The 16717-nt window shown below is 65.9% G+C and carries 14 protein-coding genes and 1 tRNA gene; 14 read left to right on the top strand and 1 reads right to left on the bottom strand.

The annotated features are described in order from the left end of the window. From EV684_RS23625 to rpoC, 10 genes are all read left to right on the top strand, one after another. Positions 1-99, top strand: a 99-nt coding sequence (locus tag EV684_RS23625; protein ID WP_080248470.1) for an EF-Tu C-terminal domain-related protein, incomplete at its 5' end; no start/stop codon positions are given. A gap of 18 nt (positions 100-117) precedes the next feature. Then, positions 118-193, top strand: a tRNA-Trp gene (locus tag EV684_RS23620). A gap of 92 nt (positions 194-285) precedes the next feature. Next, the gene (gene secE / locus EV684_RS23615) at positions 286-672 is read left to right on the top strand and encodes a preprotein translocase subunit SecE (protein WP_132649797.1); all 387 of its coding nucleotides are present in this window, start codon (positions 286-288) and stop codon (positions 670-672) included. Between the two features lie 10 nt (positions 673-682). Next, complete coding sequence (gene nusG, locus EV684_RS23610; RefSeq protein ID WP_009855889.1) at positions 683-1264, top strand: transcription termination/antitermination protein NusG; 582 nt, start codon at positions 683-685, stop codon at positions 1262-1264. 130 nt (positions 1265-1394) lie between these two features. After that, the gene (gene rplK, locus EV684_RS23605) at positions 1395-1826 is read left to right on the top strand and encodes a 50S ribosomal protein L11 (protein ID WP_009855888.1); all 432 of its coding nucleotides are present in this window, start codon (positions 1395-1397) and stop codon (positions 1824-1826) included. 4 nt (positions 1827-1830) lie between these two features. Continuing rightward, on the top strand, positions 1831-2532 hold the full coding sequence (rplA, locus tag EV684_RS23600; RefSeq protein WP_132649796.1) for a 50S ribosomal protein L1: 702 nt from the start codon (positions 1831-1833) through the stop codon (positions 2530-2532). A 282-nt stretch (positions 2533-2814) separates the two neighbouring features. Beyond that, positions 2815-3333 carry a 50S ribosomal protein L10 gene (gene rplJ / locus EV684_RS23595; protein WP_132649795.1) on the top strand — a complete coding sequence of 173 codons (519 nt, stop codon included), beginning with the start codon at positions 2815-2817 and terminating at the stop codon, positions 3331-3333. 44 nt (positions 3334-3377) lie between these two features. After that, on the top strand, positions 3378-3755 hold the full coding sequence (gene rplL, locus EV684_RS23590; RefSeq protein WP_132649794.1) for a 50S ribosomal protein L7/L12: 378 nt from the start codon (positions 3378-3380) through the stop codon (positions 3753-3755). Between the two features lie 358 nt (positions 3756-4113). After that, a complete protein-coding gene (gene rpoB, locus EV684_RS23585) occupies positions 4114-8235 on the top strand; it encodes a DNA-directed RNA polymerase subunit beta (RefSeq protein ID WP_132649793.1) in 4122 nt (1373 codons plus the stop codon). 125 nt (positions 8236-8360) lie between these two features. Next, a complete protein-coding gene (gene rpoC / locus EV684_RS23580; RefSeq protein WP_132649792.1) occupies positions 8361-12590 on the top strand; it encodes a DNA-directed RNA polymerase subunit beta' in 4230 nt (1409 codons plus the stop codon). Positions 12591-12682: 92 nt separating this feature from the next. Here rpoC and EV684_RS23575 read toward each other — a convergent pair whose 3' ends face one another. Continuing rightward, positions 12683-13123 carry a putative toxin-antitoxin system toxin component, PIN family gene (locus EV684_RS23575; protein WP_132649791.1) on the bottom strand — a complete coding sequence of 147 codons (441 nt, stop codon included), beginning with the start codon at positions 13121-13123 and terminating at the stop codon, positions 12683-12685. A 214-nt stretch (positions 13124-13337) separates the two neighbouring features. Here EV684_RS23575 and rpsL point away from each other — a divergent pair, with 214 nt between their 5' ends. The 4 genes from rpsL to EV684_RS23555 form a co-directional block, all read left to right on the top strand. Then, positions 13338-13715: a 30S ribosomal protein S12 gene (rpsL, locus tag EV684_RS23570; protein ID WP_132649790.1), complete on the top strand. Its 378-nt coding sequence runs from the start codon at positions 13338-13340 to the stop codon at positions 13713-13715. A 134-nt stretch (positions 13716-13849) separates the two neighbouring features. Beyond that, positions 13850-14320: a 30S ribosomal protein S7 gene (rpsG, locus tag EV684_RS23565; protein ID WP_014426557.1), complete on the top strand. Its 471-nt coding sequence runs from the start codon at positions 13850-13852 to the stop codon at positions 14318-14320. Between the two features lie 71 nt (positions 14321-14391). Continuing rightward, a complete protein-coding gene (fusA, locus tag EV684_RS23560) occupies positions 14392-16497 on the top strand; it encodes an elongation factor G (RefSeq protein WP_132649789.1) in 2106 nt (701 codons plus the stop codon). Between the two features lie 125 nt (positions 16498-16622). Next, positions 16623-16717, top strand: a 95-nt coding sequence (locus tag EV684_RS23555; protein WP_005434227.1) for a GTP-binding protein, incomplete at its 3' end; no start/stop codon positions are given.

Genomic DNA, 16717 nt, shown 5'->3' with positions numbered 1-16717 from the left:
CTGATCGCCCCGATCGCGATGGAAGAAGGCCTGCGCTTCGCCATCCGTGAAGGTGGTCGCACCGTCGGCGCCGGCGTCGTCGCGAAGATCATCGAGTAATCTGTCAAGGTTTTACGCAGGGGCATAGCTCAACTGGCAGAGCGTCGGTCTCCAAAACCGAAGGTCGGGGGTTCGATCCCCTCTGCCCCTGCCACCCGACTGCTCGGGTGTCCAAGATACCAGCCCGCGGGCGCTGAAAAGCCCGGCGGGCTTTGCTGCTGATGGCGGCAAAGTAACCTGTAGCCCATGTCCACCCAACCCCAAGTCGAAACCGTCTCCACGGGCGCCGACAAAGCCAAGCTGGCCGTCGCTGCCGTTCTGCTCGTGGCCGGTGTCGTCGTGTTCTACGTGCTCGGTCAGCGCGACCTCTGGCAGCGCGTGATCGCGCTGCTGGTCCTCGTGGCCGGGGCCGTGGGCGTCTTCTTCACCGCCGAAACGGGCCGCCAGCTGATCGGCTTCGGCCGCGAGTCGGTCAAGGAAGTGAAGAAGGTGGTCTGGCCGACCCGCAAGGAAGCGGGCCAGATGACGCTTTACGTGTTCGCCTTCGTCGTCACGATGGCGCTCTTCATGTTCCTGACCGACAAGACGCTGGAATGGGTGTTGTACGACCTGATCCTGGGCTGGAAGCGCTGAGGCGAACACGATGACGGAACCGCAAGCCACCCCCACCCCCGAGACTGCCGTCGCGCCCAGCAACAAGCGCTGGTACGTCGTGCACGCCTACTCGGGCATGGAAAAGGCCGTCGAACGCAACCTGCGCGAGCGCATCGACCGCGCCGGCATGCAGGACAAGTTCGGCCGCATCCTGGTGCCGACCGAAGAGGTCGTCGAGCTCAAGAACGGCAAGAAGGCCGTCACCGAGCGCCGTTTCTTCCCGGGCTACGTGCTCGTCGAGATGGAGATGGCCGACGACACCTGGCACCTGGTCAAGCACACGAGCAAGGTCACCGGCTTCGTCGGCGGCGCGCGCAACCGCCCGGCCCCGATCTCCGAAGCCGAGGTGATGAAGATCGTCAACCAGATGCAGGAAGGCGTCGACAAGCCCCGGCCCAAGGTCGAGTGGACGGTCGGCGAGATGGTCCGCGTCAAGGAAGGCCCGTTCACCGACTTCAACGGCGCCGTCGAGGAAGTCAACTACGAGAAGAGCAAGGTCAAGGTGTCGGTCACGATCTTCGGTCGTGCCACCGGCGTCGAACTCGACTTCTCGCAGGTCGAGAAGGTCTGAGCGGCCTTCGGCGCGGACTGCCGCGTCAAGATTTCAGGGCGTCCGCCTGCAACCCCGGACGCCTGCCGCAAGCAGGGTTGTATGACGAGGAGCTGGCACCCCCAGCGCTAGAACTCGGTTAGGAGCCATCATGGCAAAGAAGATCGTCGGCTTCATCAAGCTGCAAGTCCCGGCCGGCAAGGCCAACCCCTCGCCCCCGATCGGCCCGGCGCTCGGTCAGCGCGGCCTGAACATCATGGAGTTCTGCAAGGCGTTCAACGCCCAGACGCAGAGCTACGAGCCGGGCCTGAAGCTGCCCGTGGTGATCACGGCCTATGCCGACAAGTCCTTCACCTTCATCCTGAAGTCGCCCCCGGCGACCGTGCTGCTGAAGAAGGCGGCCAAGATCGAGAAGGGCTCCGGCCGCGCCCACCTGGAGAAGGTCGGCAAGGTCACGCGCGCCCAGCTCGAGGAAATCGCCAAGACCAAGATGAAGGACCTCACCGCCGCCGACATGGACGCCGCGGTGAAGACCATCGCCGGTTCCGCCCGCTCGATGGGCCTCATTGTTGAAGGGGTCTGACGCCATGGCCAAGCTCACCAAGAAAGCCAAGGCCCTGCAGGGCAAGGTCGAAAGCACCAAGCTGTACCCGCTGACCGACGCCCTGGCGCTGGTCAAGGAATGCGCCACCGCCAAGTTCGACGAGTCGATCGACGTGGCCGTGCAGCTCGGCGTCGACGCCAAAAAGTCCGACCAGGTCGTTCGCGGCGCGGTCGTGATGCCCGCGGGCACCGGCAAGACCAAGCGTGTCGCCGTCTTCGCCCAGGGCGCCAAGGCCGAGGAAGCCAAGGCCGCCGGTGCCGACATCGTCGGCATGGACGACCTGGCCGCCGAGATCAAGGCCGGCAACCTGAACTTCGACGTCGTGATCGCCTCGCCGGACACGATGCGCATCGTCGGTACGCTGGGCCAGATCCTCGGCCCGCGCGGCCTGATGCCGAACCCGAAGGTCGGCACCGTGACCCCGGACGTCGCCCAGGCCGTGCGCAACGCCAAGGCCGGTCAGATCCAGTTCCGCGTCGACAAGGCCGGCATCATCCACGCGACGATCGGCCGCCGTTCGTTCGAGTCGGATCGCCTGACCGACAACCTGCGTGCGCTGATCGAAGCCCTGAACAAGGCCAAGCCGGCGTCGAGCAAGGGCGTGTACCTGCGCAAGGTCGCCGTGTCCTCGACGATGGGTATCGGCGTTCGCGTCGACACCCAGTCGATCGCCGCCCAGGCCTGAACGTGATACGAGGCCGCACGCTCCAGTCTGGCGTGCGGTTTCTTGAATTGGTGGGCTGTCCGGCCGAAAGGCCGGGCAGGTCATCCAAGACCGCTGGCGGGGCCTTCGGGCTCCTTAATCGACCGGCCGCCTGCAAGGGCGGCCGACGGCCAGCGCAGATGGCGGTCCCGCTGCTGAAGGTATTCCCGGGTGTTGTAGCCGGGGGTTCCCGAAACAGAAGGTCGCTGATTCCAGGCGTGCCGTGGTCGCGAGACCCGGCACATGATGTGTGAGGAACAGACCTTGAGTCTCAATCGCAACGAGAAGGCAGCCGTCGTCGACGGCGTGTCGGCGCAAGCCGCACGCTCGCAGACGCTCGCGCTGGCCGAGTATCGCGGCCTCACCGTGGCTCACCTCGACAAGCTGCGCCGCCAGGCGCGCGACAACGGCGTTTACCTTCACGTGCTGAAGAACACGCTCGCCCGTCGCGCGGTGGCCGGCACGCCGTTCGAAGTGGCCTCGGACGCGATGGTCGGTCCGCTGATCTACGGCTTTTCCGAGGATGCCGTGGCCGCCGCGAAAGTCATCGCTGACTTCGCCAAGGGCAACGACAAGCTCGTCCTGAAGGGCGGCGCGTACGCCGGCAAGGCGCTCGACGCCAATGGCATCAAGGCGCTCGCCTCGATCCCGAGCCGCGAAGTGCTGATCGCCCAGGTGGCGGGCCTGCTGAAGTCGCCGATCCAGCGCATGGCCGGCGTGATTGCCGCCGTCGCCGAGCAAAAGGGCGGCGCCGAAGCGCCCGCCGAGGCCCCGGCGGCCTGACGCATCCGATTCATTGAACTTTTACTGATTTCGAGGAACCTGAAATGGCATTCGACAAAGACGCTTTCCTGGCTGCGATGGACAGCATGACCGTCATGGAACTCAATGACCTGGTCAAGGCCATCGAGGAGAAGTTCGGCGTGTCCGCCGCCGCCATGGCCGCCCCGGCTGCCGGCGGTGCCGGCGCTGCCGCTGCCCCGGTCGAAGAGAAGACCGAATTCAACGTCGTGCTGCTCGAAGCCGGCGCGAACAAGGTCTCGGTCATCAAGGCCGTGCGCGAACTGACGGGCCTGGGCCTGAAGGAAGCCAAGGACCTGGTCGACGGCGCTCCGAAGAACGTCAAGGAAGCCATCGCCAAGGCCGACGCCGAAGCCGCCGTCAAGAAGCTGGTCGAAGCCGGCGCCAAGGCCGAGCTGAAGTAATTCGGACCGCGGGGTCGGCGTTTGCCGGCCCCCGGTTTCGGATCGGTGTTCCGGGCCTCGCCCGGGAACACCTGCAAGAGCCCAGTCGGGCGCTTGCAAGTGTTCTCTGATCCGACTGCAGGGAACGGGTTTGGTCGGACTCCGGTGCAACGCCGGGGTTGTCCGCCAGCGGCAGGTAGTGGCCTGCCACCAAGCCTCGGACACGCCGCCGCCGCCGACACGCCGCCCCGCCCGGGGCCGCCAACGGCGCTGCCACCGAGGACACACTCTCCTCGGCTCGGTGCGCAATGTCCGGGCAGCCAGTCGCCGACGAAATGCAGCCCCAGGCCAGGGCGGCATAGTCGACACGGAGAGTTCAATGGCGCAAGCAACCCCCTACACGTTCACCGAGCGCAAGCGCATCCGCAAGAGCTTCGGCAAGCGCGAGAGCGTGCTCAAGGTCCCCTATCTGCTGACGATGCAGAGCGACTCCTACGTCGCCTTCCTGCAGAAGGACGTGCCGCCTCAGCAGCGCAAGCCCGAGGGCCTGCAGGCCGCCTTCATCTCGGCCTTCCCGATCGTCTCCCACAACGGCTTCGTGGAGATGAAGTTCCTCGAGTACAACATCGCGAAGCCGCCGTTCGACGTGCGCGAGTGCCAGCAGCGGGGCCTGACCTTCGCCGCTGCCGTGCGTGCGAAGCTGCAGATGATCATCTACGACCGGGAGTCGCATCCGGCCAAGCTGGTCAAGGAGATCAAGGAGCAGGAGGTCTACATGGGCGAAGTGCCCCTGATGACCGACTACGGCTCCTTCATCGTCAACGGCACCGAGCGTGTCATCGTCAGCCAGCTGCACCGTTCGCCGGGCGTGTTCTTCGAGCACGACAAGGGCAAGACGCACAGCTCGGGCAAGCTGCTGTTCAGCGCACGGATCATCCCGTACCGCGGCTCCTGGCTGGACTTCGAGTTCGACCCGAAGGACATCCTGTACTTCCGCGTCGACCGTCGCCGCAAGATGCCGGTGACGATCCTGCTCAAGGCCATCGGCCTGAACCCCGAGCAGATCCTCAGCCACTTCTTCGTCTTCGACAACTTCCGCCTGATGGACTCGGGCGCGCAGATGGAGTTCGTTCCGGAGCGTCTGAAGGGCGAGATCGCACGCTTCGACCTGACCGACAAGAACGGCGCCGTCATCGTCGAGAAGGACAAGCGCATCACCGCGCGCCACGTGCGCCAGCTCGAGCAGACCGGCACCACGTTCGTCAGCGTGCCCGAGGACTTCCTCGTCGGCCGCGTGATCGCGCGCAACATGGTCGATCCGGACACCGGCGAGATCGTCGCCAAGGCCAACGACGAGATCACCGAGGCGCTGCTGAAGAAGCTGCGTTCGGCCGGCATCAAGGACATCCAGTGCCTGTTCACGAACGAGCTGAACCAGGGCGCCTACATCAGCCAGACGCTGGCCTCTGACGAGACCGCCGACCAGCTGGCCGCACGCGTGGCCATCTACCGCATGATGCGCCCCGGCGAGCCGCCGACCGAAGACGCCGTCGAAGCGCTGTTCCATCGCCTGTTCTACAGCGAGGACACCTACGACCTGTCGCGCGTCGGCCGCATGAAGTTCAACGCCCGCGTGGGCCGCGACGTGCCGGAAGGCAAGATGACGCTGTCCAACGAGGACATCCTCGACGTCGTCAAGATCCTCGTGGACCTGCGCAACGGCAACGGCGAAGTCGACGACATCGACCACCTGGGCAACCGTCGCGTTCGCTGCGTCGGCGAACTGGCCGAGAACCAGTACCGCTCGGGCCTCGCGCGCATCGAGAAGGCCGTCAAGGAACGCCTCGGCCAGGCCGAGACCGAAGCCCTGATGCCGCACGACCTGATCAACTCCAAGCCGATCAGCGCGGCGCTCAAGGAGTTCTTCGGCGCGAGCCAGCTCTCGCAGTTCATGGACCAGACGAACCCGCTGTCCGAGATCACGCACAAGCGTCGTGTCTCGGCCCTGGGCCCGGGCGGTCTGACCCGCGAGCGCGCCGGCTTCGAAGTCCGCGACGTGCACCCGACCCACTACGGCCGCGTCTGCCCGATCGAGACGCCGGAAGGCCCGAACATCGGCCTGATCAACTCGCTGGCGCTGTACGCGCAGTTGAACGAGTACGGCTTCCTGGAAACGCCTTACCGCCGCGTCGTCGACGGCAAGGTCACCGACCAGATCGACTACCTGTCGGCGATCGAAGAAGGCAAGTACGTCATCGCCCAGGCCAACGCCACGCTGGACGGCGAAGGCCGCCTGATCGACGAACTGGTCTCGGCGCGCGAGAACGGCGAATCGGTGCTGCTGTCGCCGGAGCGCGTGCAGTACATGGACGTGGCGCCGACGCAGATCGTGTCGGTCGCGGCCTCGCTCGTGCCGTTCCTCGAGCACGATGACGCGAACCGCGCGCTGATGGGCGCCAACATGCAGCGCCAGGCCGTGCCGACGCTGCGTCCGGAGAAGGCGCTGGTCGGTACCGGTGTCGAACGCGTCGCCGCGGTCGACTCGGGCACCGTCGTCACCGCCCGCCGCGGCGGCATCGTGGACTACGTCGACACCAACCGCATCGTCATCCGCGTCAACGACGACGAGACGGTGGCCGGTGAAGTCGGCGTCGACATCTACAACCTGATCAAGTACCAGCGTTCGAACCAGAACACGAACATCCACCAGCGCCCGATCGTGCGCCGCGGCGACCATGTCGGCGCCGGCGACGTCGTCGCCGACGGTGCGTCGACCGACCTGGGCGAGCTCGCGCTCGGCCAGAACATGCTGGTCGCGTTCATGCCCTGGAACGGCTACAACTTCGAAGACTCGATCCTGATCAGCGAGCGCGTCGTCGCCGACGACCGCTACACCTCGATCCACATCGAGGAACTGGTCGTGATGGCCCGCGACACCAAGCTGGGTTCCGAGGAGATCACGCGCGACATCCCGAACCTGAGCGAGCAGCAGCTCGCCCGTCTGGATGAATCCGGCATCGTCTACATCGGCGCCGAGGTGAACCCGGGCGACGTGCTGGTCGGCAAGGTCACGCCCAAGGGCGAGACGACGCTGACGCCGGAAGAAAAGCTGCTGCGCGCGATCTTCGGCGAGAAGGCTTCCGACGTGAAGGACACCTCGCTGCGTGTCGACCAGGGCACCAGCGGCACCGTCATCGACGTGCAGGTCTTCACCCGTGAAGGCATCCAGCGCGACAAGCGCGCCCAGCAGATCATCGACGACGAGCTCAAGCGCTTCCGCCTGGACCTGAACGACCAGCTGCGCATCGTCGAGGCCGACGCGTTCGACCGGATCGAGAAGCTGCTGGCCGGCAAGGTCGCCAACGGCGGCCCGCAGAAGATCGCCAAGGGCACGACGATCACCAAGGACTACCTGGCCTCGGTCGAGAAGTACCACTGGTTCGACATCCGCCCGGCCGAGGACGAGGTGGCCAACCAGCTCGAGTCGATCAAGAACTCGCTCGAGCAGACGCGCCACAGCTTCGACCTCGCGTTCGAAGAGAAGCGCAAGAAGCTGACCCAGGGCGACGAGCTGCCCGCCGGCGTGCTGAAGATGGTGAAGGTCTACCTCGCCGTCAAGCGCCGCCTGCAGCCCGGCGACAAGATGGCCGGCCGCCACGGCAACAAGGGTGTCGTGTCCAAGATCGTCGCGGTCGAGGACATGCCCTACATGGCCGACGGCACCCCGTGCGACATCGTGCTGAACCCGCTGGGCGTGCCCTCGCGGATGAACGTCGGCCAGGTCCTCGAAGTGCACCTGGGCTGGGCCGGCAAGGGCATCGGCCAGCGCATCGGCGACATGCTGCAGAGCCAGGCGCGTGCCGCCGAGCTGCGCGAGTTCCTCGACGAGCTCTACAACCAGTCCGGCGGCAAGACCGAATCGCTGCAGGACCTGAGCGACGACGAGATCGTCGAGATGGCCAAGAACCTGCAGCCCGGCGTGCCGTTCGCGACGCCGGTGTTCGACGGTGCGCACGAGGAGGAGATCCGCGGCATGCTCCGGCTCGCCTACCCGGACGAGCTGGCGGCGCGCAAGGGTCTCACCGCCACGCGCACCCAGGCCACGCTGCACGACGGCCGCACCGGCGAAGCCTTCGAGCGCCCGGTCACGGTCGGCTACATGCACGTGCTGAAGCTGCACCACCTGGTCGACGACAAGATGCACGCCCGCTCGACCGGCCCGTACAGCCTGGTCACCCAGCAGCCGCTGGGCGGCAAGGCGCAGTTCGGTGGCCAGCGCTTCGGTGAAATGGAAGTCTGGGCACTCGAGGCCTACGGCGCCAGCTACATCCTCCAGGAAATGCTGACGGTGAAGTCCGACGACGTGAACGGTCGGACCAAGGTCTACGAGAACATCGTCAAGGGCGAGCACTCGATCGAGGCCGGCATGCCGGAGTCGTTCAACGTGCTGGTCAAGGAAATTCGTTCGCTCGGCATCGACATCGAACTGGAACGGGATTGACCCCCCCGAAGCGACCTTCGGTCGCCTCCCCCCAGGGGGCGACGCCTGCGGCCCGGCAGAGCCGGGTCCGCGGCGTCCGCTTGGCCAGCACCTTCCACATCGATTTCAGGATCTAGGAGAACCCCATGAAGGGACTACTCGACCTTTTCAAGCAGTTCACGCCCGACGAACACTTCGACGCGATCAAGATCGGGCTCGCCAGCCCCGAGAAGATCCGCTCGTGGTCGTTCGGCGAGGTGAAGAAGCCCGAGACGATCAACTACCGCACCTTCAAGCCCGAACGTGACGGCCTGTTCTGCGCCAAGATCTTCGGCCCGATCAAGGACTACGAGTGCCTGTGCGGCAAGTACAAGCGCCTGAAGCACCGCGGCGTGATCTGCGAGAAGTGCGGCGTCGAAGTCACGCAGACCAAGGTGCGCCGCGAGCGCATGGGCCACATCGACCTGGCTGCACCCTGCGCGCACATCTGGTTCCTGAAGTCGCTGCCGTCGCGTCTGGGCCTGGTGCTCGACATGACGCTGCGCGACATCGAGCGCGTGCTGTACTTCGAAGCCTACGTCGTCGTCGACCCGGGCATGACGCCGCTGAAGAAGTTCTCGATCATGAGCGAGGACGACTACGAGGCCAAGCGCGTCGAGTTCGGTGACGAGTTCGTCGCGCTGATGGGTGCCGAGGGCATCAAGAAGCTGCTCGAGGAGATGGACCTCGACGTCGAGATCGACAAGCTCCGCAACGACATGACCGGGTCGGAGCTGAAGATCAAGAAGAACTCCAAGCGCCTGAAGGTGATGGAGGCCTTCAAGAAGTCGGGCATCAAGCCGCACTGGATGATCCTCGAGGTGCTGCCGGTGCTGCCGCCGGACCTGCGTCCGCTGGTGCCGCTGGACGGCGGCCGCTTCGCGACCTCGGACCTGAACGACCTCTACCGCCGCGTCATCAACCGCAACAACCGCCTGGCCCGCCTGCTCGAGTTGAAGGCGCCGGAGATCATCGTCCGCAACGAAAAGCGGATGCTCCAGGAAGCGGTGGACTCGCTGCTGGACAACGGCCGCCGCGGCAAGGCGATGACGGGCGCGAACAAGCGTGCGCTGAAGTCGCTGGCCGACATGATCAAGGGCAAGAGCGGCCGCTTCCGCCAGAACCTGCTGGGCAAGCGCGTCGACTACTCGGGCCGTTCGGTCATCGTCGTCGGCCCGACGCTCAAGCTGCACCAGTGCGGCCTGCCCAAGCTGATGGCGATCGAGCTGTTCAAGCCGTTCATCTTCAGCCGCCTCGAGGCGATGGGCATCGCCACGACGATCAAGGCCGCGAAGAAGGAAGTCGAAGCCGGCACGCCGGTGGTCTGGGACATCCTCGAAGAGGTCATCAAGGAGCACCCGATCCTGCTGAACCGCGCGCCGACGCTGCACCGCCTGGGCATCCAGGCGTTCGAGCCGGTGCTCATCGAAGGCAAGGCGATCCAGCTGCACCCGCTGGTCTGCTCGGCGTTCAACGCCGACTTCGACGGTGACCAGATGGCCGTGCACGTGCCGCTGTCGATCGAGGCGCAGATGGAAGCCCGCACGCTGATGCTGGCCTCCAACAACGTGCTGTTCCCGGCCAACGGCGAACCGTCGATCGTGCCGTCGCAGGACGTGGTGCTGGGCCTGTACTACGCCACCCGCGAGCGCACCAACGGCCGCGGCGAAGGCATGGTCTTCGCCGACCTGATGGAGCTGCAGCGCGCGCTGGACAACGGCGTCGTCGAGATCACCGCCAAGATCAACGTCCGCCTGACCGAGTGGGTCAAGGACAAGGTCACCGGCGATTTCGTCCCCGAGATCAAGCTCGTCGCGACCACCGTCGGCCGTGCGCTGCTGTCGCAGATCCTGCCCAAGGGCCTGCCGTTCTCGAACCTGAACAAGGCGCTGAAGAAGAAGGAAATCTCGCGCCTGATCAACGTCAGCTTCCGCAAGTGCGGCCTGAAGGAGACGGTGGTCTTCGCCGACAAGCTGCTGCAAAGCGGCTTCCGCCTCGCGACGCGCGCCGGCATCTCGATCGCCATCGACGACATGCTGGTGCCGCCGCAGAAGCACGAGCTCATCGCCCGTGCCGAGAAGGAGGTCAAGGAGATCGAGCAGCAGTACGTCTCGGGTCTCGTGACCGCCGGCGAGCGCTACAACAAGGTGGTCGACATCTGGGGCAAGACCGGCGACGAGGTCGGCAAGGTCATGATGTCGCAGCTGTCCAAGCAGAAGACCATCGACCGCCACGGCAAGGAAGTCGACCAGGAGTCGTTCAACTCCATCTACATGATGGCCGACTCCGGGGCGCGGGGCTCCGCGGCGCAGATCCGCCAGCTCGCCGGCATGCGCGGCCTGATGGCCAAGCCGGACGGCTCGATCATCGAGACGCCGATCACGGCGAACTTCCGCGAGGGCCTGAACGTTCTGCAGTACTTCATCTCCACCCACGGTGCCCGTAAGGGCCTGGCGGACACGGCGCTGAAGACCGCGAACTCGGGCTACCTGACCCGCCGTCTGGTCGACGTGACCCAGGATCTGGTCGTCACCGAGGACGATTGCGGCACCCAGAACGGCCTCGCGATGCGTGCTCTGGTCGAGGGTGGTGAAGTCATCGAGTCGCTGCGCGACCGCGTGCTGGGCCGTGTCACCGCGACCGAAGTCCTGCACCTGGAGACGCAGGAAACGCTGATGGGCGCGGGCGAGATGCTCGACGAGGAAGCACTCGACAAGCTCGAGGCCGCCGGCGTCGACGAGGTCAAGGTGCGCACGCCGCTGACCTGCGGCACGCGCTTCGGCCTGTGCGCCAAGTGCTACGGCCGCGACCTGGGTCGCGGCGGCCTGGTCAACGTCGGCGAGGCGGTGGGTGTCATCGCCGCGCAGTCGATCGGCGAGCCGGGCACGCAGCTGACGATGCGGACCTTCCACATCGGCGGCGCCGCGTCGCGCGCTGCGGTCGCGTCGAGCGTCGAGGCCAAGTCCGACGGCATCATCGGCTTCAACAGCACGATGCGCTACGTCACGAACGGCAAGGGCGAACTCGTCGTCATCGCGCGTTCGGGCGAGATCATCATCGCCGACCCGCACGGCCGCGAGCGCGAGCGCCACAAGCTGCCGTACGGCGCGACGCTCAACATCAAGCCCGACCAGCCGGTCAAGGCCGGCACCGTGCTGGCCAACTGGGACCCGCTGACGCGCCCGATCATCACCGAGTTCGCCGGCAAGGCGCGCTTCGAGAACGTCGAGGAAGGTGTCACCGTCGCCAAGCAGGTCGACGAGGTCACCGGCCTGTCGACGCTGGTCGTCATCGACCCGAAGCGCCGCGGCGCGGCCAAGGTCGTGCGCCCGCAGGTCAAGCTGCTGGACGCGCAAGGCGTCGAGGTCAAGATCCCGGGCACGGACCACGCGGTGACGATCGGCTTCCCGGTCGGCGCGCTGATCCAGGTGCGCGACGGTCAGGACCTGATGCCGGGCGAAGTCCTGGCCCGCATCCCGATGGAAGGCCAGAAGACGCGCGACATCACCGGCGGTCTGCCGCGGGTGGCCGAGCTGTTCGAAGCCCGCTCGCCGAAGGACGTCGGCACGCTGGCCGAGATCACCGGCACGGTGTCGTTCGGCAAGGAGACCAAGGGCAAGGTGCGCCTGCAGATCACCGATCCGGATGGCAAGGTCTACGAAGAGCTGGTGCCCAAGGAAAAGAACATCCTGGTGCACGAAGGCCAGGTCGTGAACCGCGGCGAGCTGATCGTCGACGGCGCGGCGGACCCGCAGGACATCCTGCGCCTGCTGGGCATCGAGGAACTGGCGCGCTACATCGTCGACGAGGTCCAGGACGTCTACCGTCTGCAGGGCGTGAAGATCAACGACAAGCACATCGAGGTGATCGTTCGCCAGATGCTGCGCCGCGTGCAGATCGTCAACCCGGGCGACACCGGCTACATCGCCGGCGAGCAGGTCGAGCGTTCGGAGCTGCTGGACACCAACGACCGCATGCGCGCCGAGGACAAGATCCCGGCGACGCACGCCGACGTGCTGCTCGGCATCACCAAGGCCAGCCTGTCGACCGATTCGTTCATCTCCGCGGCCTCGTTCCAGGAGACCACCCGCGTGCTGACCGAGGCGGCGATCATGGGCAAGCGCGACGAGCTGCGCGGCCTGAAGGAGAACGTCATCGTCGGCCGCCTGATCCCGGCGGGCACCGGCATGGCGTTCCACGCCGCGCGTCGCGCCAAGGAGGCGATGGACGAGAGCGAGCGCCGTGCGATCGCGCTGCAGGAAGCCGAAGAGTTGGCGGCGGTGCAACTGGCTGGCGTGGATGCAGCCAGCGAAGCGGGAGACGGCGCGGCCGAGTGATCGGCAGCGTCTCCAGCGTCAAAGGGCAGCTTCGGCTGCCCTTTTTCTTGGTCGGGCCGTGCCGTCGGCGGCAGGCGAGGGCAGCCCGCCGCTCAGGCGGCGGGTGCCCAGCGCGCCGGCGTGCACACCGTGGTGCCGGCGCCGCGTGCCGCGCGCGCGAGCTGCAGCAGCGCCTTGTCGCGCGTCAGCAGCCATGGCGCGCCCCAGGCGAGCGCCAGGTCGATGAACATCTGGTCGGCCGCGTCGCGGCAGATCGGCGCCCGACCGCGTGCTGGCGGCATCTCGACGCGGCAACCGGCGGCGACGACACGCTCGCGTGCGGCCTCGCAGGCCGGGCGCCAGCGGTCGAGCTCGGGGCGCTGCAGCACGTGCAGCAGCTCGTCGAGCATCGGCCCGGTGGCGATCCAGCGCAGCTGCCCGGCCTCGAGTGCAGCGGCCAGCGGCCGGGTCGCGGGGTCGTCGAAGACCAGCCAGTCGAGCACCACGTTCGTGTCCAGAACGACGTCTGCCGCGCCCGCCACGACTTCATCCATGGTGCTTGCTTGCCCCTAGCCGAAACCGCTGACTATAATGGAAGGCTTTTCGGCAGACTTTGCCTGTCGCTCGATCTGGCCCGCAGGGTCTCAGCACATCGGGCGGCGGCGTCAGCCCGGGGTCCCATGGGGCGCCCGGGCTTTGGCGCGACGCCTTTGGGGCGGGGCGGTTGCCCGAAAAGATCGTGTAGCTTCAAACGGGAACAAGTTACCTATGCCCACCATCAACCAGCTCGTGCGCCAAGGCCGTCAGGCCGAAGTGGTCAAGAGCAAGTCTCCTGCGATGCAGAACTGCCCGCAACGTCGTGGCGTCTGCACCCGCGTTTACACCACCACGCCGAAGAAGCCGAACTCCGCGCTTCGTAAGGTCGCCAAGGTGCGCCTGACCAACGGTTTCGAGGTCATCTCGTACATCGGCGGTGAAGGCCACAATCTGCAGGAGCACAGCGTCGTGCTCGTGCGCGGCGGCCGGGTCAAGGATCTGCCGGGTGTGCGTTACCACATCGTGCGCGGCTCGCTCGACCTGCAAGGCGTCAAGGATCGCAAGCAGTCGCGTTCGAAGTACGGCGCCAAGCGCCCGAAGAAGGCCTGATCAGGCGGTGCCGCCCTCAGGGGTGGCCGAGCGGAAGGCCCGCCGCTTGCGGGTCGAGTAAGTGAAGGGCCTCGATGACCCTTCGCGGTGCGGCCGAAGAGCCTGCGCCAACTGAATCGAAAAGGAAAAGTCCCATGCCACGTCGTCGCGAAGTACCCAAGCGCGAAATCCTGCCGGATCCGAAGTTCGGGTCCGTCGACCTGTCCAAGTTCATGAACGTCATCATGGAATCGGGCAAGAAGGCCGTCGCCGAGCGCATCATCTACGGTGCCCTCGAGCAGGTCGAGAAGAAGGCCGGCAAGGATCCGCTGGAAGTCTTCCTCGTCGCGCTGAACAACATCAAGCCGATGGTCGAGGTGAAGTCCCGCCGTGTCGGCGGTGCGAACTACCAAGTTCCCGTGGAAGTTCGTCCCGTCCGCCGGCAGGCCCTGGCCATGCGCTGGCTGAAGGAATCGGCGCGCAAGCGCGGTGAGAAGTCGATGGCCGCGCGCCTGGCCAACGAGCTGCTGGAAGCAGCCGAAGGCCGTGGCGGCGCGATGAAGAAGCGCGACGAAGTCCACCGCATGGCCGAAGCGAACAAGGCGTTCTCGCACTTCCGCTTCTGACCCCCTGCCTGACGGCCGCCTCGGCGGGCTGAGCGCAGCCCCCAGGCGGCCCTGCATTTGGAGATTTGATCATGGCCCGCAAGACCCCCATCGAGCGCTACCGCAACATCGGTATTTCGGCGCACATCGATGCCGGCAAGACCACCACGACCGAGCGCATCCTGTTCTACACGGGTGTGAACCACAAGATCGGCGAGGTGCACGACGGCGCCGCGACGATGGACTGGATGGAGCAGGAGCAGGAGCGCGGGATCACGATCACCTCCGCGGCCACCACCTGCTTCTGGAAGGGCATGGATCTGTCCTTGCCGGAGCACCGCTTCAACATCATCGACACCCCGGGGCACGTCGACTTCACGATCGAAGTCGAGCGCTCGATGCGCGTGCTCGACGGTGCGTGCATGGTGTACTGCGCGGTCGGTGGCGTGCAGCCGCAGTCCGAGACCGTCTGGCGCCAGGCCAACAAGTACAAGGTGCCGCGCCTCGCGTTCGTCAACAAGATGGACCGCACCGGCGCCAACTTCTTCAAGGTCTATGACCAGATGAAGACGCGCCTGAAGGCCAACCCGGTGCCCATCGTCGTGCCCATCGGCGCCGAAGAGAACTTCAAGGGCGTGGTGGACCTCTTCAAGATGAAGGCGATCATCTGGGACGAGGCTTCCCAGGGGATGAAGTTCAGCTACGAGGATATTCCGGCTGAACTTTCCGCCGAGTGCCAGAAATGGCGCGACAACATGATCGAGGCGGCCGCCGAAGCCTCCGAGGACTTGATGAACAAGTACCTCGAGGAAGGCGAACTCTCGGAAGAGGAGATCAAGCTCGGGCTGCGCCTGCGCACGATCGCCACCGAGATCCAGCCGATGCTCTGCGGCACGGCGTTCAAGAACAAGGGCGTGCAGCGCATGCTCGACGCCGTCATCGAGTTCCTGCCCTCCCCGGTGGACATTCCGCCGGTCACCGGCACGGACGACGACGAGCAGCCTGTTTCGCGCAAGGCCGACGACAACGAGAAGTTCTCGGCGCTCGCCTTCAAGCTGATGACCGACCCGTACGTCGGTCAGCTGACCTTCGTGCGTGTGTACTCGGGCATCCTGAAGAGCGGCGACTCGGTCTTCAACCCGATCCGCGGCAAGAAGGAGCGCATCGGCCGGATCCTGCAGATGCACGCCAACCAGCGTGAAGAAATCAAGGAAATCCTGGCCGGCGACATCGCCGCCTGCGTGGGCCTGAAGGACGTCACGACCGGCGAGACGCTGTGCGATCCGGACAGCGTGATCACGCTCGAGAAGATGGTCTTCCCCGAGCCCGTGATCTCGCAGGCCGTCGAACCCAAGACCAAGAGCGACCAGGAAAAGATGGGTATCGCGCTCGGTCGCCTGGCGGCCGAGGATCCGTCGTTCCGCATGCGCACCGACGAGGAATCCGGCCAGACCATCATTTCCGGGATGGGCGAGCTGCACCTGGAAATCATCGTCGACCGCATGAAGCGCGAGTTCGGCGTCGAGGCCAACGTCGGCAAGCCGCAGGTTGCCTACCGCGAGACGATCCGCAAGACCGCCTCCGACGTCGAGGGCAAGTTCGTGCGCCAGTCCGGCGGCAAGGGTCAGTACGGCCACGTCGTCTTCACGGTCGAGCCGAACGAGCCGGGCAAGGGCTTCCAGTTCGTCGACGCCATCAAGGGCGGCGTCGTGCCGCGCGAGTACATCCCGGCGGTGCAGAAGGGTGTCGAGGACACGCTGCCCAACGGCGTTCTGGCCGGCTACCCGGTGGTCGACATCAAGGTCACGCTGACCTTCGGTTCGTACCACGAGGTGGACTCGTCGGAAAACGCGTTCAAGATGGCGGCGTCGATCGGCTTCAAGGAGGCCTGCCGCAAGGCCAGCCCGGTCATCCTCGAGCCGATGATGGCCGTGGAAGTCGAGACGCCGGAAGACTACGCCGGCTCGGTGATGGGCGACCTGTCGTCCCGCCGCGGCATGGTCCAGGGCATGGACGACATGCCTGGCGGCGGCAAGGTCATCAAGGCCGAGGTGCCGCTGTCGGAGATGTTCGGCTACTCGACGACCCTGCGCTCGATGTCGCAGGGCCGTGCGACGTACACGATGGAGTTCAAGCACTACAGCGAGGCTCCGAAGAACGTCGCCGACGCGATCGTCACTGCTCGCGGCAAGAACTGATAGCTCAAGCGCGGGGCGCCTGCCCCGCGGTCTCGTGCCCTCGAGGCGCCGGCTGCCCGTGGCTGGTGCGTGGTGCGAGACCTTAAACCTCCACGGGCTCTGCTCTTTCTCTGGAGATACGAAGAATGGCAAAGGGTAAGTTCGAACGCACGAAGCCGCACGTGAACGTGGGCACGATCGGGCACGTCGACCACGGCAAGACGACGCTGACGGCGGCGAT

The organism is Rubrivivax gelatinosus (assembly GCF_004340905.1).
GTDB classification, from domain to species: Bacteria; Pseudomonadota; Gammaproteobacteria; order Burkholderiales; family Burkholderiaceae_C; genus Rubrivivax; species Rubrivivax gelatinosus.
The sequence above is the reverse complement of the archived record's forward strand: the minus strand, read 5'-3'. Positions and strand labels throughout refer to the sequence as shown.